Source organism: Dialister micraerophilus DSM 19965 (genome assembly GCF_000194985.1).
Lineage (GTDB): Bacteria > Bacillota > Negativicutes > Veillonellales > Dialisteraceae > Dialister > Dialister micraerophilus.
Map to the genome: position 1 here is coordinate 428,175 of NZ_GL878519.1, position 21,573 is coordinate 449,747.

Below are 21,573 nucleotides of genomic sequence, written 5' to 3' on the forward strand. Positions count from 1 at the left end.
CCATTTCATATAATCAAACTTAAAAATAACGGCTTAATCTATTAAATACTTTTCTTTTTTAAATTACTTGAATAATCAATCATAACGGTATCTCTAATAATACTGATTCCTGTAATTTTCTTATTATTTTTTTACATACAAATTATCCGACATAACGGACGATTCAAAATTTCCGTTTTTTAAACATATAACGTCATATCCAGCCAATTCTTCATTTACACCGAAGTACGAAACATTTCTATAATCATTTTCTATTTCTATGGAACAATCCTCAAAATCTATTTTGATATTTCCGCAACTTCTATTATAATCTCTCCAATCATCTGCAATAATTCTGATAAAGGTTTTATTTTTCAATTCTTTTAAAATTTTTATTCCTTTATCGGAAATATAAGTATTCATTAATCTTCCTACTTATTTTATAAATATTTTTCAATTAAAAAACAGAATCTTGTAGAAGATTCTGTTTTGTCGCCGTTTACGGCTGTCCTTTTCTGGTGACCCAGGAGGGATTCGAACCCCCGACCCACCGCTTAGAAGGCGGTTGCTCTATCCAACTGAGCTACTGAGCCATATTGTTGGTCGGGGCAGCCGGACTCGAACTGGCGACCCCCTGCTCCCAAAGCAGGTGCGCTACCAACTGCGCTATGCCCCGGAACACTTTATTATTGTATTATATTTATGTATTTTCGTCAACCGTTTAATTATATTTATACTTTATATTTTTTTGTGTCCTACGTCTTCCGCTTCAATTTTCCCCAAATGTATGCATGCTATTACCCACGCTACGTAGTCGTCTACCGGTTTGTCGACCGTTCGCATTCCGAAGGGAATAATGCGTTTCCATCCTTTCGGAGGATTTGCTTTTTTGTACCATTGTTCTCCGATTTCAGTTGTATATTTTTCATCTACGATTGATATCGGTATTTCTTTTTTCATTTCTTCGTATAATTTTTCTATACGTTTTTCTAATTTTTTATGGTGTGTTCCGTTTCCGATTGCAGTTTCAGTTATTTCAATTTTTTTTGTAAGTGTTTTGATTTCTTCTTCGAGGCGTTCTGTTTTTATTATTTTTTTCATAACAAGATTGCCGTCTTTTTTTACGACGGCAATTCCTGTTTTTTCAGATCCCGGATCTATTGAAAGTATCATCTTGTTCTCTCCACTCTTACTTCTATGATGAGCGGTCCGCTTGTGTATATGTCTGTTTTTGCAATTACATACAGTTTGCAGTTTCCTCCGCAGTCTTTTACTTCTTGTATTACTCTCAAAAGTTCTCTTCCTTCCAGTTGTCCTATGTTTCCTGTTATCGGGTCGGGAAGCACTCCTTTTTTCGCTGCAAATTTGTTGAGGTCTTTCAAAAATCTGATTACTTTGAGTTCGTAACTGTTTATGTCTTTGTATTTTTCAAGTCCGGAGCTGTAAATTGTTTGTCCTTCGTTGAATATAAGTTTGTTGTCGTATACTTCGAAGTCTACTACTGTAGGTTCACCGAGTATGAGGTTTCCTGCCGCTACTACTCGTACGAGTTTTTTATTGTCGGAGTCTGCAATTTGTGATACTGCATGTGTGAATGAGTCTTTGGGTATGCGTACCAGTTGCAGTTTTTCGTCTTTTATCCGCATTCTTTCTTTAAGTGCGTTGTTTACTTGTCCGAGTATGTTTTCGAGTGTGTCTATTGTGTTTCCTGTTGATGTTTTTTCGTCAATTACCGCTTCGGTTATTACTTGTCCCGCTCTGAATATTACGGTACCTTCTCGAATTGCCGTTATGTTTCCCAAGAGCAGTTCTTTTTCTTTGTTGAGTTTTTCTATGTTTTTATTTAATTGATTTTTTGTGCTTTCGAGTTCTTCGATTTCTTTTGCGGATAAGTCTATTCCGTGTTTTGCTTCGTCGTATGCTTGTTGTACTGCGACAAGTTCATTTTCCATGTGTATACGTTGCGAGTCTACACGTGCGAGTTCGTATGAGATTTCTTTTGATTTTTTCTCTACGTTTTCGTATTCTTTTGTTTTTGTATCGAGTTTTTCTTTACTTTCTATAAGTTCTTGATTTTTCAATTTTATTTTGTTGTTCAGTTCGGACATTTCTTCTTGAAGTTTTTGCATTCCGAACAGTGCAACTCGTACATTTTCATTTAAAACCGCCATTACCGCAATTGTAAGTGCCGATATAAGTATACCGGATACTATAGTTACTATGACTGATGTGTATCTGGGTCTTAATCCGAAGAGGGTCAGTCTTCTTTTACCGACTTTTGATCCTATTTTGTCTCCCAAAAAGGCAATTATTCCGCCCATAATCATAAGTATGATAAATATTGATATGCCGATAAACATTTTTCCCTCCTCTCTTGTTAGATATTGGCACGTCGTACCAAGTAGCAACCTATCAAAAATGTAAGTATGTCCGGAAGCCATACCGCTGCAAACGGAGGAAGGATGTGTCCTTCTCCCATTGCTTCCATAAATGTCATTACCGCATAGTATATGAAAATTACTATTACCGATATTCCGAATCCTATCGATGATGACGATCTTTGTTTTCGTATTCCCAGCGGTGCGCCTATGATTGCAAATACAAGACTTGCAATCGGCAGTGAAAATCTTTTGTGTATTTCCATGTAAAAGCTTGTCGGGTCTTGGTTTGCAGATTTCAGAAGGTCCGCCGTCTTTTTCAGTTCACTTATCGACATTTCTCCGACGTTGTTGTTTGAATTTTTTATTTCATCGGGTTTTTGTATGAACGGTACTGCTTGGCTGTCGAATGACAGTTTGTGTTCAACTCCGTCAGGTGTTATATCGTATGCTACACCTTGTTTGAAATCCCAAACGCCTTCTTTCCATACGGCTTTGGGTGACATTTCAATTTTTACGGGTTTTCCGTCTTTGAATTCTTGTATTGTTATGTCTTTGAGCTCTTTCGTTTCCGGATTGTATTTCTTTGCATATATCAAATGCAGAAGGTTTCCGTCTTGTATGTCTTTCATTACTATATTATCTACAATGTCCGGATTTAAATTTTTCTTTATTTCCACGTCCAATATGTATTGATATTCACGATTTGTCCACGGTACTACAAATTCGTTGAACGCTATCGCACAAATACTTATTATTGCCGAGAAAATAAATATCGGCATTGCAAGTCTTAAAAAACTTTGTCCGGAGTTTCGCATGACGATAAGTTCACTTGCGCCCGAGAGTGATGACATACACATGAGTGCTCCTAAAAGTACCGCCATCGGAAATGTGTATACGATAATTCGGGGTATTGCCAAAATGAATATTTTTATCGCAGACAGTGATGATGCTCCGTATTTTGTAATAAATCCGGCAATGCTCAAGAGTGTGTCCGATCCCAAAAAGATTGCAGTGAATGCCGCAACACCGAATAAAAACGGTCCGAGGAATTCTTTAAGTATGTATTTGTCGAGTATTCTCATAAGAATTCCTCCTTTTGTATTTGTTATAAGCTGAAATTTTCTCCGAGATAAAATTTTTTCGCTATCGGATTTCGTGCGATTTCATCCGATGTTCCATAAAGCAGTATTTTGCCTTCGGACAGTATGTATGCGTTGTCGACAATTCTCAATGTTTCACGAACGTTGTGATCTGTGATCAGTATTCCTATACCGAGTGTTTTAAGGTGCATTATTACACTTTGTATGTCTTCTACCGCCAAAGGATCTACTCCTGCAAACGGTTCGTCAAGTAATATAAATGACGGTTCCATTGTCAATGCTCTTGCAATTTCCACTCTTCGTCTTTCTCCGCCCGAGAGAGCATTTCCTTTTGTGTGTCTTACGTGTTGTATTCTGAATTCATTGAGTAATGTGTCCGCTTTTTCTTCTCTTTGAGTTTGTGTCAATTCTTTTCTTGTTTCAAGAAGTGCCATAAGATTTTCTTCTACTGTGAGTTTACGAAATATGGATGCTTCTTGCGGAAGATATCCCACTCCGAATTCTATGCGTTTATGTGTGGGCATTCCTACGAGTGATACTCCGCCTGCAGTCACATCGCCTTCGTCCGGTTTTATTATTCCGACTATCATGTAAAATGTTGTGGTTTTACCTGCGCCGTTCGGTCCCAGAAGTCCTACTACACTGCCTTGTTCGACTTCTACGTTTACTTTGTCTACTACAATTCTTTCTCCGTATCTTTTTACTAAATTGTGCGTTTCTATTTTCATTTATTTTTTCCTCGGCTACAGATTGATAGTCATGGTGCTTCTTCCGTTTGTTTCGATAACTTTTTCTTCTTCTTTAAATATAAGTTCCGGTCCTTCGAAACGATTTCCGTTTTGTGTCGCAACTGCATTTCCTTTCAAAACGAGTTTTCCGTCAGTTCCGTATGTTCCGCTTTTTGTGTATATCAGTTCGTTTCCGGTTGCGTGAACATTCTGAGTGTATGCAGTTATTTCCACTCCTCCGCTTGCGGTTATAAGTACGTCTTTCAAATGTCCTTCGATTTGCGGCGCACGTATTATCCCGTCTTGGGATTTGAAGTATCCGTTACCGTTGATTTGTCCTATACCCGTATTTTGATTATAACTTATTTCATCTCCGCTGAGAAAAATATTTTCAGATTTGAAGTCAAGCTCTACATTTCCTTTTCCGTTTATAGTTTTGTCACTGTAAATGTAGAGTGTTTCGCAGCTTAAAGTGTCTTGATTTTTTGTATAATTTACCCCGCCGCTCAAGATTGCTGTTTTGTCGTTGAAGTCGTATTTTCCGCTTGCACCGGTTATAGTACTTTCTCCGTCATTTATTACTACGTTTCCCGTTGCGGAAACCGTTTTCGTTTGCGAGTCATAAACCAGTTCATCCGCCGTAATATCTGCTGCAAATACACTTCCGACAGAAAGCAATGTAAATATTATTACCGTTATAAGTTTGTATATATTTTTCATTTGATCATCCCCTGTCGGTTAAACTTGCATTTCCTTTTGCTTTTACAGTTTTAAGTATCCGATCTGCCGTAAAAGAATCTGCCGTCAATTTGTGTCCGTCTTTTTCTATGAAAAACGGTTTGTCACTTGAAAGTATTCCCGTTTTGCTTTCGTATTTTAAATTTTCCGCTTTTAAGGAGGTACCGTCGTCGGAGTGTCCTTTTATGCTTCCTTTCAAGTAAAGTACATTTTCATTTTTATTGAAAATCGCAGAGTCCGCATTTACGTTCAAGGATATTCCGTTGTCGTTGAATATGCATTCGGCACCTTCTATGCTCATTACGTTTTTATCCTTGTCAATATTAACACGGTCGGCTTTCAATTTCCATATAAGCTTTCCGTCACGTTCTTCTTTGAGTTCGGTTCCTTTAAATTCTATTGCAAATTCCGCTTCTTTGGAATGTTTGAATTCAAAACCGTCTTTGCGAAACAGCAAGTATATTCCTATACATATTATAACCGTTATGATTATAATAAATATCTTTTTCTTACTTTTCATTCGTATACTCCCGCGCATTTATCATACCTTCGGCCATTTTATTTTTTTCTTCTTCAGATAAATTTACAAATCTTTCAATTTCATCGGGTTCCGTCCAAAAAAGGTGTTGAAACCACATCCAATTTTCAGGATTTTCTCTGATAAATTCTTCCAATATTGTCGCCATTTTTTGAGAGTTTACTCTTAAATCTTTTTCTTTGTCGCCGGTGTATTCATAGTAGAAACTTTTGCGAACACATATGGTGTGCCCTTTCCCCGATTTATTTCTTATGATGAAAACAGGCAATATCGGACTTTTGAATTTACTTGCAAAAACTGCGGGTCCTTGAGGAAATGAAAAAATTCTGTTTAAAAGTCTTACCGGTATTCCGGTTTTTCTTCCGTCTTTGTCTGATAAAAATCCCAGTAAATAATTGTTTTTCATCGCACGTGCGGCAGCTATCATTTCATACTTGCTTCCTCCGGTGGTGAATATGATTTGTCCCGACATTTCACGAAATTCGGATATCAATTTCATTATATCGTCATCTTGTTTCTTTGCTACTGCGGATATTTTGTATCCGTGCAAAGCTGCGCCGGCACCCATCCATTCCCAGTTCCCGAAGTGTGCGGTAAGTCCGATAACTCCTTTTCCTTCTTTAAGTGCTTCTTTCAAATATTCCTCATGATCTATTTTTATATATTCATTTATATTGTTTTTTTCTTTTACCAATCTCGGAGTGTAAAGAAGTTCGAAAAATGTCATGCCTATATTTTCATACACTTTTTGTAAAATTTTTTCCGCTTTTTCTTGATTGCATGAAAGTCCGGTCATTATTTGACTTATTCCGCGTTTTTTTTGCTTTTTTATTTTATTCATAATGAAAGGCCCCGTAAATTTACCCATTGATAAAATACGGGAGTAAGACATTTTGCAAAGTATTTTACTTAAACCTTTCAGAAGTATGTATCTGACACTTAATGACATAATGTCTCCTTTTCATTTCAATAAAATTATTCTTCCGTTATTTCTTTGAATTTGTTCAATGCCGTTTCCCAAAGATTTTGTGCTTTTAAAATTTTTTCTATAAATTCTCTTGCAGCTCCGTTTCCGCCTTCGTATTCGGAAATGAAGTCGCATATTTTTTTATTTTCTTCACGTGCATTTTTCGGACATCCCGAGAAGGCAACTTTTTTAAGCAAGTTCAAATCATTCAAGTCGTCTCCCATGTATGCAATTTCTTCCCAACTCAAATTGTACTCGCTTTTCAATTTTTCCATGGCTTTTACTTTGTTTTTCACTCCCAAGAGAACAAAGTCCATATCAAGTTCTTTTCCTCGTGCTTTTACTATCGGCGAATTTCTTCCTGTAATCAGTCCTGTTTTTATTCCTATGCTGTGAGCAAGGCTCAGCATAAGTCCGTCATGTACGTGAAATTGTTTGTATAGTTCTCCGTTTTCATTTTCATAAAGCTTGCCGTTTGTAAGTGTTCCGTCAACGTCAAATGCTATCATTTTTATATTTATTAGTGCGCCCATTACAATACTCCTTGTTTGAGCAAATCTGTCAAGTGTATCATTCCGCATACGTATCCGTCTTTTTCGCATACCGGAAGTACGGTGACGGGATTGGGTTTATGCGATTTCATCAGTTCTATTGCATCTACCACAAGTTGTGACGGATGCACTGTTATAGGATTTTTTATCATTACTTCTTTTACTTCAAATTTCAAAAAGTCCGCATGTTTTTCAAGTCCTCGGCGAATGTCTCCGTCTGTCAAAATTCCTTTGAGTTTACCTTTTTCATCTATTATTGAAACCGCCCCCAGTCCTTTTGCAGTCATTACAAATAGTGCTTCTTGTACGGTTAATTTCGGCTTAACTGCGGGATTATCTTTTCCCGAGTGCATTATTTGTTTTACCGTCATGAGCATTTTCTTTCCTAATGTGCCTCCGGGATGATAGAGTGCAAAATGTTCGGATGTAAACGATTTCAATTTCATAAGTGTGATCGCAAGTGCATCTCCGATTGCAAGCATGGTTGTCGATGATGATGTGGGTACCATATTGAATTCATCAGCTTCTTTTTTTATTACTACAGGGAGAACAACGTCCGCTTTTTGTGCAAGTGTCGAGTTTTTACATCCTGTCATAACTATTACGGTTGCTCCGATTTTTTCTATAGAGGGTATCAAATTTATTATTTCTTCAGTTTCTCCGCTGTTTGATAACATAAATACAATGTCGTAAGATGTTATTTTTCCTAAATCTCCATGTATGGCTTCGCCTGGATGCAAAAAGAATGCCGGTGTTCCGGTACTTGCAAGGGTTGATGCTATTTTCCCCGCTATTTGTCCGGATTTTCCCATGCCGGTCAGTATTACTCTTCCTTTTATATTCAAAATAAGTTCTGCAACTTTTTTAAAGTGTTTGTCCAAACTTTTTTCCGTCAAAAGAATTGATTCTGCCTCAATTCGCATAGCTTCTTTAGCTGTTTTTAAAACGTCCATACATCCTCCGATTTAAGTTAAATTTTATTTTTTACCAATTCATGTATTTCCACCAAGTCCGTGAGCAATTTTTCCAAGTCCGAAAGATATAACATATTTGTAGAGTCTGAAAGTCCTTCGGGAGGATTATCGTGCACTTCCATAAAAAATCCGTCCGCTCCGGCCGCTGCGGCACTTCTTGCAAGACATGGTATGAATTCTCTTTGCCCTCCTGTAGATGTTCCGTTACCTCCCGGTAATTGTACGCTGTGTGTCGCATCGAAAATTACAGGGTATCCGTATTTTCTCATAATCGGAAAGGCTTTCATATCTACTACCAAATTGTGGTATCCGAATGAAACTCCTCTTTCTGTCAATGAAATATTGTAATTTCCTGTTTTTTCAAGTTTTCCGATTACATTTTTCATGTCTTCCGGTGCCATAAATTGACCTTTTTTTACATTTACGGCTTTTCCGGTTTTTGCCGCTCCGCAGATCAAATCCGTCTGTCTGCATAAAAATGCCGGTATTTGAAGTATATCAAGTACTTTTGCTGCCGCTTCCAATTGTGACGTTTCGTGTACGTCAGATAAAATCGGAACATTCAATTCTTTTTTTATATCTGCAAGTATTTTTAAACCCTTTTCAAGTCCGGGGCCGCGAAATGAATCATATGAAGATCTGTTCGCTTTATCGTAAGATGCTTTAAATATGTATGTCACGTCCAGTTTTTCACAAATTCTTTTTATTTCTTTTCCTATCATCAATGTGCGTTCATAGCTTTCTATTACACATGGACCTGCGATAAGAAATAATTTTTTCCCATCGAGTTTTATATTTCCTACTTGAATGGCTTTCATAATTCTCTCCTCTTTATGTATTCGATTACTTTTTCCAAATCTTCTTGAGTGTCTACACCGATACCGTAAGATTTTGCAGTAACAACTCCTATTTTGTATCCGTTTTCCAACAATCGCAATTGTTCCAGCGATTCCGTTTTTTCAAGAGATGTTTGTTTCATGTTTGCATATTTTAAAAGAAATTCTTTTCTATATGCGTATATACCTATATGTTTCAAAGGAGGTACTGAAAATTCATGCCTCGGATACGGTATAAGCGAACGTGAGAAATACAATGCTTCTCCGTAAATATTTCTTACAACTTTTACGCATGACGGGTCTTCGTATTCACTTTCACGTAATGGTGCGGCTGCAGTTACCATGTCCAAGTCGTCATTTGTACTTATTTCTCTTACGAGATTGTCTATAAGTTCCGGTTCTATCAAAGGTTCATCACCTTGTACATTTACAATAATGTCATAGTCCGTATTTTTTGCAACTTCAGCTATCCTGTCGGTTCCCGTATTATGCTTCTTTGATGTAATTACAACTTTTCCGCCGAAGCCTTTTACTTCTTTTTCTATAAGCTTGGAGTCAGTTGCGACAATTACATCATCAATCAATTTCGCTTTAGAAGTTTGTTCATATACACGCCGGATAAGAGTTTTGCCGACAATCATTTTGAGCGGCTTTCCGGGCAATCTTGTCGATGCATATCTTGACGGAATAATACATGCGGTTTTCAAATCAGTTCCTCCAAATATTTTTGTATCTTTTCTTCGCCTTTTTCAAGGTATTTCATTTCTATGCAGAGTGAATATATAGGAAATTTCACATCGTTTTTCATTATAATGTCTTTCAACTTTATTGCATCTTTTTCAGTGGTTACGATTATATCCGCACCATGAATTTTCGCTTCGTTTACAGCTTTTTCAATGTCTATATATGCAAATGAAAAGTGGTCTTTTTTCGCTATATTTTTACAAATTTCAAGTCCGGATTCTTTTGCCGTCTTTTCAAATGCCGCGGGATTTCCTATACCGGATAAAAGAACTGCTTTTTTGCCTTTCATGACTTCCAAAGGAGTTTTCTTTGCGTTTTCCTTTATTTCAAAAAAATATACGGGTTTGTGCAATGATTCAAGTATAGTCACTGAAGAATTTATACTTAAAATTCTTGCTTTTACTTCATTTATCCGTTCTTTTGAAACTTGATTTGCTTTTGTCAAAATAATAAGATCGGCACGTTTCAATTCATCCAAAGGTTCTCTGAGTAATCCTCTCGGCAAAAGATGTTCGTATCCGAACGGATTTGTACTGTCTATCAGCACTATATTTTTATCTCTTTCCAAAGTTTTATATTGAAATCCGTCATCCAAAAGCAGTATTTCGCTTCCGTTTTTTATCGCTTTTTGTGCTGATTTTATTCTGTTTTTCCCGACATATACCGATACTTCGGGAAGCTTGTGTGCAATCATACAAGGTTCGTCGCCCGCTTCTTTTTCATTAAGAAATATCGTTTTCCCGTCGGATACCGTTCCGCCTTGTTTTTCGTATGTTCCTCTGTATCCTCTCGATAATACGGCAACTCTTTTACCTTTTTTTTGCAAGTATTCTCCGAGTTGAATTATGCAGGGGGTTTTTCCGGTACCGCCTGCGGTAATATTTCCAACGCTTATTACCGGCACGTTTACTCTTACTTTTTTTATTTTTTTATCTTTTTCACTTATTATCTTCAAATATATTTTTTCCAAAAGCAAAAGTCCTTTTAAAATACATTTTTCCGCTATTGAGGGATTTTCTTCCGATATAAGTTTTAAAAAATATTTTTCCTTACTCATCAATTTCACCTTTTAACAATTTTGAGTAAATGTTTTTCCGAATATGTCTACATCTCTTTTTGCGGATCCTCTGTTTTCATTTATTATTTTCATCGCTATATTTCCCATTTTCTTGAATTTTTCTTCATTTTCAAAAAATTCATTGAATGTTTCGATAAGTTGATTTTCGTCTTTTACCGTTTTGCATGCTTTTTCTTTTGAAAACAGTTCATGTATTTCTTTGAAGTTGAACATGTACGGGCCTACTGCTATCGGTTTACCATATGCTGCCGCTTCCAGCAAATTATGTCCTCCTGCCGGTACCAAACTTCCTCCGATAAATACTATGTCCGCTATCGAATATAATTGTCCGAGTTCTCCGATTGTATCAAGTATTATGACTTGCGCATCATCTTCTTTTTTTATTTGTGTTCTGAGTTTTACTTCAATTCCCGAGTTTTTAAATATTTTTTCAACTTCATTCGAACGACTTATATTTCTTGTCGCAACTACCATTTTTACATCTTTTCTTTTTGAAGATATATCTTTAAACATTTTACAGAGTATTTTTTCTTCTTTGGAATGTGTGCTTCCTGCGACAATCAATTTTGTTGTATTTTTTATTTTCAGTATGTCGTTCCATTCATTTATAAATTCTTGTGAAATCGGATTACCGGTTCTTTCGTACTTCGTATTTCCCGTTATTTTTACTTTTTCGGGATTTGCTCCGAGTTTAATTATACGATCGGCATCTTCTTTCGATATCATACAAAATGCACGTATATTGTAAAAATATCTTGATATAAATCCTTTTATCATCATGTATCTTTCCATTGATTTTTCAGATATTCTTCCGTTCATTATATATACCGGTATATTTTTTTGTGCTGTAGATTTCAAAAGATTTGGCCAAAGTTCGGTTTCTATGATTATTACCGCTTTCGGATTAAGTGCATCAAGTATTTTTCGTACAAAATATACCATATCGAAAGGAAAGTAGATGTATCCTTCAACATTTTTTATGTTGCTTTTTGCCATCGCCATTCCGCCGGAGGTGTTACATGAAATTACTACACCCGCATTCGGATATTTATTTTTTATTTCTTTTATTATAGGTTTTGCAGCTACGGTTTCTCCGACAGATGCCATATGTATCCATATAACTTCTTTATCTTTCAGTTTGTTTTTTATTTCATAGGATACTATTTCCATGTATGATTTTATTTTTATATATGCATCTTTTTTGAATATCATTTTATACAGCATGACCGGAAGTTGAAAAATCCAACCCGTTATCATCAGGAAATTATAAATAAAGTACATTTATGCTCCTTCTATATTGCGTTCATCCGACATTGTATAAAGTTCGTGATATAGTCCTTTTCTTTGCATAAGTTCATCATGCGTTCCGAATTCTTCTACTACACCGCCGTTTAAAACTATTATTTTATCGGCATTACGCACTGTAGAGAGTCTGTGTGCTATAACGAATGATGTTCTGCCTATCATCAGATTGTCGAGTGCTTCTTGTACTATTTTTTCGCTTTCGGTATCCAATGCGGAGGTGGCTTCGTCCAATATGAGAATTTTCGGATTTTTGAGTATTGCACGTGCAATTGCTATACGTTGTCTTTGTCCGCCTGAGAGTACCATTCCTCTGTCTCCGACTTTTGTGTAAATTCCCTCCGGAAGTTCTTTTACGAATGTTTCCGCATTTGCAAGTTTTATTGCTTTCCAAACTTCTTCTTCCGTTGCATCAAGTTTTCCGTAAAGTACATTTTCTTTTACAGTAGAGTTGAATAAAATGGTATCTTGTGGTACAAGTCCTACATTGTTTCTGAGTGAATCTATCGTAACGTCACGTATATCAATTCCGTCAATCAGAATTTCTCCCGATGTAACGTCATAAAATCTTGGAAGTAAGTTTGCTATGGTTGTTTTTCCGGCTCCGCTAGGACCTACTATCGCTACCGTTTCTCCGGCTTTTACGGTAAAGTTCAAATCCTTGAGTACGTAATTTTTCAAATCATATGAAAATGCGGTATGAACAAATGATACTTCTCCTTTTGTTATTATAAGTTCTTTTGCGTTTTCCCTTTCTTTTACTTCGGATTCTTCGTCTAAAATTGCAAAAACTCTGTCTGCCGCCGCCAATGATTTTTGTATATTTCCGTAGCATTCCGCAAGTCTTTTTGTCGGATTTGCCAAATTTATGGCATATACCAAGAATGCTATCAAGGCACCGGTTGTCATCGTTCCGTCAATTACCGAAATTCCTCCGTACCATATAATTGCCACAACTCCCAATGCCGCTACAAATTCCACGACCGGTGTAAGTTGACTTTGTTGGAATATGGCTTTAATTGCGGCACTGAAGCTTGCTCCGTTTACTTTTTCAAATCTTTCTATTTCATATTCGTCACGATTGAAGCTTCTTATAATTCTTACCGCTTGAATTGTTTCTTGTAATATGGATGTAACGTCCGCCAATTTTTCCTGTACGTTTTTACCGCTTAAATTCAATTTGTTTCCGAAAAATTTTATTGCGAAATATACCATAGGAACCATTATCATGCACAGTACAGTAAGTTTCCAATTCAGGTAGAGCATGGCTGCAAACGATCCTATGAATATCGCACTTTCTTGTACGAAAACAACGAAGTTGTCCACTATGGCTGTCTGAAGTGCGGCGATATCGTTTGTCAGATTGCTCATGATATCTCCTATTCTTCTTTTGTCATAGTATGAAACGGATAATTTTTGCAAGTGCTTGTATAATACGTTTCGCAAGTCCATAATTACCGATTGTCCGATAAAACCCATAAGGTATCTATGTCCGAATGTGGTAATTCCTCTGAAAAGAAATACAACCAATACTCCGATTATTACAAGCGAGAGCATGTACACATCTCTTTTATCCAAAACTTTATCTATTACATCTTTTATTATCCAAGGTACTACCAAATTGGAAGATGCAACTACCAACATACATAAAATCGACAAAAGCAATTTACTTTTGTACGGATATAAATATGTAAGCAGTCTTTTGTAGCTGTTTATTTTATTCGTCTTTTCCATCTATGCTCCCCGCTGTTTTCAATATTAATTTCGCAGTTCTTTTTACAGCGCCTTCATCTCCCATTGCCGTTTTTACGTTTTTCAAATCTTCTACAATTTTTTTCCGTTTCTCTTCATCTTCAAGCAGTGGTGTAACAATTTTTGTAATATTTTGAAAGGTTACTTCATCTTGTAAAAGTTCCGGTGTTATTTCTCTTTTCAAAAGCAAATTCGGAAGTCCGGCATATTTGACTTGTACAAGTCTTTTCGCAAAGAACCATGTAATCGGTGCCAATTTATACAAAAGCACTGTAGGCAATCCCATCAATGCGGTTTCAAGTGTTGCCGTACCGGATGATGCTATTGCAATTGTGCAAATATTCATCAAGTCATAAGTTTTTTCAGTTGTTACTTGTACTTTTACTTCCGGCACTTTCTTGAAAATTTCTTCAAGCATTTTTTCCGAAACGGTATCCGCTCTCGGCAGGAAAAATTGACATTCAAATGTTTTAGAAAGTTCACGACATGCCGAAAGCATGGTAAAGAGTAAATCCGAAACTTCTTTTTTTCTGCTTCCGGGCATCAGCAATATACGTTTTTTTGAGCGGTCAGCATTAAAAAATTTCATCGCCTCGTCATAATTCAATGAAGGTTTTACCGTATCTGCCAAAGGGTTCCCTACAAAAGTAACGTCCGCACCGGCTTTTTCATAGGCTTTCGCTTCAAAGGGAAATATGGATGCCACTTTCTTCACATCACGCACTATGTTTTTTGCCCGTGATTTGTTCCATGCCCAAATAGTCGGAGCTATGTAATAAACTACGGGAATTCCCATTTCTTTTGCCGCATGTGCAAGTTTCATATTGAATCCCGGATAATCTACGCATACAAGTACGTCCGGTTTTTCTTCTTTCAATTTTTGTTTCAAAAAAGACAGCAATTTAAAAAATAGAGGTAAATGTTTAATTACTTCTACAAATCCTATAATTCCCAAATTTTCTATATCATAAATAATTCGTACGCCGGCTTTTTGCATACGAATTCCGCCCATTCCGAAAATTTCAGCTTCCGAATTTATTTTTTTTATTTCCTTTGCAACTGCAGCTGCATGCATATCTCCGGATACTTCTCCGGCGGACATCATAATTTTCATAAGCTCTCCTGATTTACGGATACAATTACTATATCGTGTTCGTCAGCTTTATCCATAACATCAAATCTGTCTACAAATAATGTTTTTTCTGCTTCTATTGCAAGTACTTTACATTTCGTTTCAATCATTGCATTCAATGTATCAAGTCCTACTGCCGGTACGTCAAAGCGAGGATCTTGGTTCGGCTTTGCCACTTTTACGACAACTGCGCCTTTTCCGGCAAGTTTGCCGCCTCTTCGTATACATGCATCCGTTCCTTCAATCGCTTCTACCGCCATTACGGCTTTGTCTTTTACAACTACGGTTTGTCCCATATCCATTTGTCCGATCAATTTCGCAGTTTTAAATCCGAATGCAATATCGTCCATTTGTTCTTCACTCGGCATTGCATGCGTGAAAATTTGCGGCGGCGGCATCAAAGGTTTCAAGTATTTCGTCTGATCCATAACTTTTAATCCGCTGCCTTCCAATTCATCTACCAATGCAAGCATGATTGTATCGTCTTTAAAATCAAGTTTTCTTAATTTATTCAATATTTTTACAGTTCTTAAGTCGGGTATTACCAACTTTCGTTTGTACAAATATTCTTTTGTAACTTTACCCAGCATTGTGACTTCTTTGACATTTGCTTCACAAAGGGTTTTCAAAATTTTATTGAGTTTAAAAACATTTATTTCAAAATATTTATCCGAATAACTTCTAAGTCTTGTGTCGACATCGGGAACAACTGCTATGCAAACAATTTCATGTCCTTGTTTTTTCGCCGTTTGAACAAATTCAAAAGGAAGTGTTCCTACTCCGGCCAATAATCCCAGTCTTGCCATAAGTACCTCCTATATATGTATCACTATAATTTTATCATATATATATACCAAATTTAAGTTGCAAACAGCCAAAATAAATTGTAAATATTTTATTTTAATTATATCAAATTTAAAAGTCGCAACTTTTCGGGTTACGACCTTACTTATTGCGACTTTATATTTCGTTTCAGTTTTTCGGTACCATGTCTTCCGCTTTCAATGTTCCGTTTTTACGTCTTTGTGCAAATTCCGCAGTTGCTGTGAACAGTACGTCACTGGAGCTGTTCAATGCGGTTTCGGACGAGTCTTCGAGAACACTGATAATGAATCCTACGCCTACTACTTGCATTGCGATATCATTGCTTATACCGAATGATGCACATGCTACAGGAATCAAAAGCAATGATCCTCCGGCTACACCGGATGCACCGCATGCACCTACCGTAGATACTATGCAAAGCAATAATGCTGTAGGTAAATCCACTGCAATTCCCAGTGTGTTTGCCGCTGCCAATGCAAGTACTGCAATTGTAATCGAAGCACCCGCCATGTTTACTGCAGAGCCCAACGGAATTGAAATGGAATACATATCGGGATCGAGTCCTAATCTTTCACAAAGTTTCAAGTTGACAGGAATATTTGCCGCCGAACTTCTTGTGAAAAATGCATATATACCGCTTTGTGCAATTGTAGCCCATACGAGCGGATACGGATTTTTTCTCAAATACATGTACACAATTGCAGGGTTCATTACCAAAGCTACAATTGCATATGCACCTATCAAAACTGCGAGCAGGTGTGCGTATCCTACCAACGCACTGAAACCACTTCTGCCGATTGCATCTGCAACCAATCCCATAATTCCCAATGGTGCAAAACGTATAATCCAACCTACGACTTTTGTAACTGTTTCAGCTACATCGGCAAAAAATACTTTTGTAGATTCTTTTCCGCAAGTACGAAGTGCCAATCCCAAGACAATCGCCCAAACCAGAATACCGATAAAGTTGGCATGAAGTATTGCGTTAACGGGGTTATCCACCAATGATAAAAGTAAGTTGTGTAATACTTCTATAATTCCGCTCGGCGGTGATACTTCCGCATTTGCAATCTGCAAACTCAACGTCGTTGGGAAGAGGAAAGATAATGTGACGCCGACAAGCGATGCAAAAAATGTACCTAGAATATAAAGAACAATTACAGGTTTCATGTTGGTGTTTTGACCTTCTTTTTTACTTGCCATAGCATTCATGACAAGGAAGAATACCAACACCGGAGCCACGCTCTTCAATGCGCGAACAAATAAATCTCCGAAAACTGCGACTACCGGAACTGCACTCTGCCAAAATCCGGCAATAAGGAATCCCACAATCAAACCTACAATGATTTGTTTTATGAGTGAGACCTTACAAACAAAATTTTTAACTAGACTAAACAATTTTTTCGCCTCCCCTTCCGAAAGAAGTATTAATTTGTATTTTCTACTATATTGTTTTATCGCATTTTTTGCAAGTCTTTTTTCAATGTATATTTAATTCATATAACAAACGCATATATAAATGATAAAAACACATACTTGAGCAGTATGTGTTTAAATAAACATTTTTTTACTTTTCAATTCCATATCGCAAACAGATTTTACAAATTTATCTAAATATAATGCAATTTCTTTCAGCATTTCTTTTGAAATATTTATCCCCATAGGTTTTTCCCATGAGTAGTTTATAAATTTTTGTAAAAGTGTTTTCGATTCATCGGATAAATTATATAATTCGCACATTTCCTGTGCAGACGCATCATAGCCTGCCGCATACAACATTTGTAATGCGGTTATATAAGCCGATACTTGCTTGTTTTTGTCCAAAATTCCTTTTAAACATTTGACAAGTCTGATGTATGCATTTATATCTTTTTCTCCAAGAGGAAATCCCCATTTTATTATTTCTATGACGAAGCACCATCTGCACCAATCTTCGTAAGAAAATTTACTTATGTCGCATATATTTTTACCTTCATATTGAATCAGTGTCCATTTATCGAAACTTGTTTCCGCCATTGAACATCGCAAATATGTAAACGGCATCAAAAGTCCGCTTCCGAATGATTTTATAGTGCTTTGAGATACGAAAGCGGTTTGATTTCCATAATTTTTTGTAAATATGAAAACGATGCGATTTCCGTTTCCTGCTTCCTTGGAGTGTAAAAGTATTCCTTCAATATTTTTTATTGTTTGAACTTTTTTCATTTACAATTTTCTTTTTCAATAATTTTCGGCAACATTATTTTTTCCGCTCTTATGCGTGTTACTCTGAAACCTTCCATTTTGAGTACGGTAAACTTCCATCCCGAGAAAAATATACAATCTCCGAATTTCGGTATTCTTTCAAGTCTTGCAAATACAAATCCTCCGATTGTACCTGTACTGTCACCGTCGAAATTTATTCCCAAACGCTCCGAAACGTCATTTAATATTACCATTCCGTCAAATTCATATGTAGTTTCATTTACTTTCAATATGTCCAACGTTTTCGAATCTTCTTCAGGAATTTGTCCTACAAGTTCTTCCACCAAATCTTCAAGTGTTACAAGTCCGGCGGTGCTTCCGTATTCATCCACCACTATAGCAAGGTATACTCTTTTAGTTTTCATAAGTTGCAAGAGCGACGATGCAGGCATTACTTCCGGAACGGTCAATATTTCACGCAGTATGTGCTTCATATTGTTTTGTCCGCAAAGTGTATTTTCCATAAAATCTTTTACATGTATAAATCCCAAAATACTGTCTTTATCGTCTATGTATACGGGGTATCTGGTATGATGCGATTTCGCTATTATTCTATGCATAGTTTCAATATCGTCATCATAGTCCAATGTAACCATTTTGTTTCTCGGAATCATTACGTCTTTTGTTATCAAATCAAAAAAGTCGAATGAGTTTTTTATCAGTATATTTTCAAGTGCATTAAGTCTGCCACCGCTATGACTTTCTTCTATAATCGATCGTAATTCTTCTTCGGTGTATATAAATCTCGTGCCGTCATTAAACGGTACTTTTTTATATTTGCAAATCAGTTTTACAATCGCAAATCCCGAAGTGGTGAACGGATTGAATATTTTTGTCATTATTTTTACAGACAACAAGCGAGATTTAATCGGTTTGTTTAATGTGATTACTCCCGGAATTTTCATTGAAAATGTCCAGTATAGCAATATGAATATATAGATACAAACTATGTAAACAGCAATTGTTGTAAAAATATTGCCGTGAACTTTAAAGTAAATTTCATAAAAATTCAAACATATTTCGTATATGGATATTCCATATATTGCCGAGCAAATCAATGAGCAGAATTGTGTTGCCGCCAAAACTGCGAACGTTTTTTTATAATAAAATTTATCGTTTTCGTCTTTTTCTATTTGATTTTTTTTAATTCTCGAAAACGATAAGTTTATAGATGTACACAATTTGTTCAACAAAAGCATGATTATTGCTATAAAAAAATATATTAACAGTCGATCAGGGGGCATTTCATTTTCCTTTCTTATTTATGTTCTTTATAACCCAATTCTCGTAGCATATAGTCTTTATTTTTCCAATCTCTGTTTACTTTGACCCATAAGTCCAAAAATACGGGTGAGCCTACGACTTTTTGTATTTCTTCTCTTGCTTCTTTACCGGCGTCTTTAAGTAAACTTCCTTTTGAGCCTATTACTATACGTTTTTGTGATTCTCTTTCTACATATATGGTGCAACGAATATATACTTTTCCGTTTTCACGTACTTTAAATTCTTCGGTAAATACTCCTATCGCATGCGGAATTTCTTCGTGTGTACGGAGAAGTATTTTTTCACGAACAATTTCTTGTACTATTATTCTTTCCGGTTGGTCCGTAATCATATCGTCCGGGAAGTATTTCGGGCCTTCCGGCAACATTTTTTCCAAGACTTGCATGAGTTCGTCCATATTTCTTCCGGTTTGTGCCGATACCGGTATTATTTCTTTGAAGTTGTACATTTGACTGTATTGTTTTATTTTTTTCAAAATTGCGACTTCACTTACCAAGTCTATTTTGTTCAATACAAGTACTACCGGTGTTTTTTTGTTTTCCAAAAGACTCAAAAGATACCTGTCTCCGGCTCCGGGCGGATCGTCACATGCACATAGCATTACTACTATGTCCACTTCACCTATTGCGTCGACAGTGGATTGTCTTATAACTTCTCCGAGTTTGCTTTTCGGTTTGTGCATTCCCGGTGTATCCAAAAATACGATTTGAGAATTTTCTCCGTTCCATACACCTGTAATTTTGTTTCTTGTTGTTTGTGCATGTGCGGAGACTATTGATATTTTTTCGCCTAAAACGGTATTCAACAATGTAGATTTCCCTACATTCGGTCTACCTACAAGTGCAATAAATCCGGAATGAAATTTTTCTTCGTTATCCATTAATTTCTCCTGTTTCATTTTCTTTTCTTTCTATTTTTCCTTCTGTCACTACACGCTGAAGTCCGCAAGCTCCCAATATGTCTTCTTCCGCTTTGCGCATTTCCTTCTTTTCTTCCGCTTCATAGTGATCGTATCCCAAAATATGGAGAAAACCGTGTACGGATAAGTATGCCATTTCACGTTCTTCGCTGTGTCCGTACATATGTGCTTGTTCTTTTGCACGATCTATGTTTAAAATAATATCTCCAAGTGCTTTTTCTTCTTCAGGTATATAGTCTTCTCCTTCGTTCAATGCAAAAGAGAGTACATCCGTCGGTGCATCTATACCTCTGTAATCTCTATTCAGTTCATGTATTCTTTCGGCTCCGCATATAAGAACTCCCAATTCGGCGTCTTCGGGAAGTTTTTGTAATTCGGCACCTTTTTTCAAAACTTTCAGTATGAGTTGTTCGGTTTCTTCATTGCAATATTTTTGATCACTGTAGCTGATCATTATTTCCATGATTCTTTCTGTCCTCCGCTTTTCTCTTTCTTTTTGCATCTTTTTCGTATGCATTTATAATTGCCGCTACCAAGTCATGACGTACTACGTCTTCGGATGTGAATTTAATTGTAGATATACCTTTCACATTTTTTAGTACTCTTTGTGCATCGACAAGTCCGCTTACGGTATGTGACGGTAAATCTATTTGAGTTATATCTCCATTTATTACCATTTTCGAACGATTTCCCAATCGTGTCAAAAACATTTTTATTTGCTCTTTTGTGGTATTTTGCGCTTCATCCAAAATTATAAATGATTTTTCAAGTGTTCTTCCTCGCATGTATGCAAGGGGTGCAACTTCTATCATTCCTTTTTGTTGAAGTTTTATAAATTCATCAATTCCGAACATATCGGACAGTCCGTCAAATAACGGTCTTAAGTACGGGTTTACTTTTTCTTGCAAATCACCCGGCAAAAATCCCAATTTTTCTCCTGCTTCCACTGCCGGTCTTACAAGTATAATTCGTTGTACATTGTGATTTTTCAAATAAAACGCACCCAGCGCAACTGCCAAGTATGTTTTTCCGCAACCTGCAGGCCCTATTCCGAATGTAATATCGTGTGTTCGTATTGCATCTACATAATATTTTTGTCCGATTGTACGAGGTCGTATCATCGTACCGTTTTTAGATACGTTTATTATATCGTTTTGCATTGCATAAAGAAGGTCGGTTTGATTTGTATCCAAAAGTTCAATAACCGTTCTTACTTGCTTTTCATTTATTGCAATATGTTCACAATACATTCGATGTAATTCCGACAATACTTTTATACATTTGTTTACTTTTTCTTCGTCACCGGAAATTTTTATCATATTTCCTCGTGCCATTATGTCGGCTTCATAGTGCTTGCCTATTATATGAATGTATTTGTTTTCTTTTTCAAATAATCGTGATGCTTCGGCAATTTCTTGTATAACAAGTTGCTTTGTTATTTCTTTTATAATTTTCACTCCTTTTATAATTTTTCAATATTATAATTTTTTTATACTTTGAT

23 protein-coding genes and 2 tRNA genes are annotated in these 21,573 nt (G+C 36.3%); all 25 read right to left on the reverse strand.

The features are described from left to right. Nucleotides 1–123: 123 nt before the first annotated feature. Complete coding sequence (locus tag HMPREF9083_RS02100; RefSeq protein ID WP_007555725.1) at nt 124–402, reverse strand: hypothetical protein; 279 nt, start codon at nt 400–402, stop codon at nt 124–126. A 93-nt stretch (nt 403–495) separates the two neighbouring features. Continuing rightward, nucleotides 496–572 (reverse strand) — tRNA-Arg (locus tag HMPREF9083_RS02105). A gap of 7 nt (nt 573–579) precedes the next feature. Further along, nucleotides 580–655 (reverse strand) — tRNA-Pro (locus tag HMPREF9083_RS02110). Between the two features lie 62 nt (nt 656–717). Further along, a complete protein-coding gene (gene ruvX / locus HMPREF9083_RS02115; protein WP_007555726.1) occupies nt 718–1,152 on the reverse strand; it encodes a Holliday junction resolvase RuvX in 435 nt (144 codons plus the stop codon). Then, nucleotides 1,149–2,339 (reverse strand): DUF3084 domain-containing protein, encoded by a 1,191-nt coding sequence (locus tag HMPREF9083_RS02120; protein WP_007555728.1) that lies wholly within the window; start codon nt 2,337–2,339, stop codon nt 1,149–1,151. The genes ruvX and HMPREF9083_RS02120 overlap by 4 nt, the downstream gene beginning before the upstream one ends. Nucleotides 2,340–2,356: 17 nt before the next feature. Continuing rightward, the gene (locus HMPREF9083_RS02125; RefSeq protein ID WP_007555007.1) at nt 2,357–3,442 is read right to left on the reverse strand and encodes an LptF/LptG family permease; all 1,086 of its coding nucleotides are present in this window, start codon (nt 3,440–3,442) and stop codon (nt 2,357–2,359) included. Nucleotides 3,443–3,465: 23 nt separating this feature from the next. After that, on the reverse strand, nt 3,466–4,188 hold the full coding sequence (lptB, locus tag HMPREF9083_RS02130; protein WP_007555729.1) for an LPS export ABC transporter ATP-binding protein: 723 nt from the start codon (nt 4,186–4,188) through the stop codon (nt 3,466–3,468). A gap of 15 nt (nt 4,189–4,203) precedes the next feature. Then, nucleotides 4,204–4,908 carry an LptA/OstA family protein gene (locus HMPREF9083_RS02135; RefSeq protein WP_007555730.1) on the reverse strand — a complete coding sequence of 235 codons (705 nt, stop codon included), beginning with the start codon at nt 4,906–4,908 and terminating at the stop codon, nt 4,204–4,206. Nucleotides 4,909–4,912: 4 nt separating this feature from the next. After that, entirely contained in the window at nt 4,913–5,446 is a 534-nt protein-coding gene (gene lptC / locus HMPREF9083_RS02140; protein ID WP_007555731.1) for an LPS export ABC transporter periplasmic protein LptC, read from the reverse strand. Continuing rightward, nucleotides 5,436–6,413, reverse strand: a complete 978-nt coding sequence (locus HMPREF9083_RS02145) for a lysophospholipid acyltransferase family protein (protein ID WP_007555732.1) — start codon at nt 6,411–6,413, stop codon at nt 5,436–5,438. The genes lptC and HMPREF9083_RS02145 overlap by 11 nt, the downstream gene beginning before the upstream one ends. 26 nt (nt 6,414–6,439) lie before the next feature. Beyond that, a complete protein-coding gene (locus HMPREF9083_RS02150; protein ID WP_007555733.1) occupies nt 6,440–6,964 on the reverse strand; it encodes a KdsC family phosphatase in 525 nt (174 codons plus the stop codon). Next, a complete protein-coding gene (locus HMPREF9083_RS02155) occupies nt 6,964–7,935 on the reverse strand; it encodes a KpsF/GutQ family sugar-phosphate isomerase (RefSeq protein ID WP_007555734.1) in 972 nt (323 codons plus the stop codon). Before HMPREF9083_RS02155 ends, HMPREF9083_RS02150 begins: the two co-directional genes overlap by 1 nt. Before the next feature lie 17 nt (nt 7,936–7,952). Then, nucleotides 7,953–8,774 carry a 3-deoxy-8-phosphooctulonate synthase gene (gene kdsA, locus HMPREF9083_RS02160; protein WP_007555735.1) on the reverse strand — a complete coding sequence of 274 codons (822 nt, stop codon included), beginning with the start codon at nt 8,772–8,774 and terminating at the stop codon, nt 7,953–7,955. Further along, complete coding sequence (gene kdsB, locus HMPREF9083_RS02165) at nt 8,771–9,499, reverse strand: 3-deoxy-manno-octulosonate cytidylyltransferase (protein WP_007555736.1); 729 nt, start codon at nt 9,497–9,499, stop codon at nt 8,771–8,773. Before kdsB ends, kdsA begins: the two co-directional genes overlap by 4 nt. Then, nucleotides 9,496–10,593, reverse strand: a complete 1,098-nt coding sequence (gene lpxK, locus HMPREF9083_RS02170) for a tetraacyldisaccharide 4'-kinase (protein ID WP_007555737.1) — start codon at nt 10,591–10,593, stop codon at nt 9,496–9,498. Before lpxK ends, kdsB begins: the two co-directional genes overlap by 4 nt. 12 nt (nt 10,594–10,605) lie before the next feature. Continuing rightward, nucleotides 10,606–11,895, reverse strand: a complete 1,290-nt coding sequence (locus tag HMPREF9083_RS02175; RefSeq protein ID WP_007555740.1) for a 3-deoxy-D-manno-octulosonic acid transferase — start codon at nt 11,893–11,895, stop codon at nt 10,606–10,608. Beyond that, a complete protein-coding gene (locus HMPREF9083_RS02180) occupies nt 11,896–13,650 on the reverse strand; it encodes an ABC transporter ATP-binding protein (protein ID WP_007555741.1) in 1,755 nt (584 codons plus the stop codon). It lies immediately after the preceding gene. After that, the gene (gene lpxB, locus HMPREF9083_RS02185) at nt 13,634–14,782 is read right to left on the reverse strand and encodes a lipid-A-disaccharide synthase (protein ID WP_007555742.1); all 1,149 of its coding nucleotides are present in this window, start codon (nt 14,780–14,782) and stop codon (nt 13,634–13,636) included. Before lpxB ends, HMPREF9083_RS02180 begins: the two co-directional genes overlap by 17 nt. Beyond that, complete coding sequence (locus HMPREF9083_RS02190) at nt 14,779–15,606, reverse strand: LpxI family protein (protein WP_007555743.1); 828 nt, start codon at nt 15,604–15,606, stop codon at nt 14,779–14,781. The genes lpxB and HMPREF9083_RS02190 overlap by 4 nt, the downstream gene beginning before the upstream one ends. A 166-nt stretch (nt 15,607–15,772) precedes the next feature. Then, entirely contained in the window at nt 15,773–17,023 is a 1,251-nt protein-coding gene (gene sstT / locus HMPREF9083_RS02195) for a serine/threonine transporter SstT (RefSeq protein ID WP_007555744.1), read from the reverse strand. 153 nt (nt 17,024–17,176) lie between these two features. After that, complete coding sequence (locus HMPREF9083_RS02200; protein WP_007555745.1) at nt 17,177–17,830, reverse strand: recombination protein O N-terminal domain-containing protein; 654 nt, start codon at nt 17,828–17,830, stop codon at nt 17,177–17,179. Further along, a complete protein-coding gene (locus HMPREF9083_RS02205) occupies nt 17,827–19,113 on the reverse strand; it encodes a hemolysin family protein (RefSeq protein WP_007555746.1) in 1,287 nt (428 codons plus the stop codon). The genes HMPREF9083_RS02200 and HMPREF9083_RS02205 overlap by 4 nt, the downstream gene beginning before the upstream one ends. A 14-nt stretch (nt 19,114–19,127) precedes the next feature. Further along, nucleotides 19,128–20,033 (reverse strand): GTPase Era, encoded by a 906-nt coding sequence (gene era, locus HMPREF9083_RS02210; protein ID WP_035062590.1) that lies wholly within the window; start codon nt 20,031–20,033, stop codon nt 19,128–19,130. Beyond that, nucleotides 20,026–20,535 (reverse strand): rRNA maturation RNase YbeY, encoded by a 510-nt coding sequence (gene ybeY, locus HMPREF9083_RS02215; protein ID WP_007555034.1) that lies wholly within the window; start codon nt 20,533–20,535, stop codon nt 20,026–20,028. The genes era and ybeY overlap by 8 nt, the downstream gene beginning before the upstream one ends. Next, nucleotides 20,510–21,529, reverse strand: coding sequence for a PhoH family protein (locus HMPREF9083_RS02220; RefSeq protein WP_007555748.1), 1,020 nt, complete (start codon nt 21,527–21,529; stop codon nt 20,510–20,512). The genes ybeY and HMPREF9083_RS02220 overlap by 26 nt, the downstream gene beginning before the upstream one ends. Between the last annotated feature and the right edge of the window lie 44 nt (nt 21,530–21,573).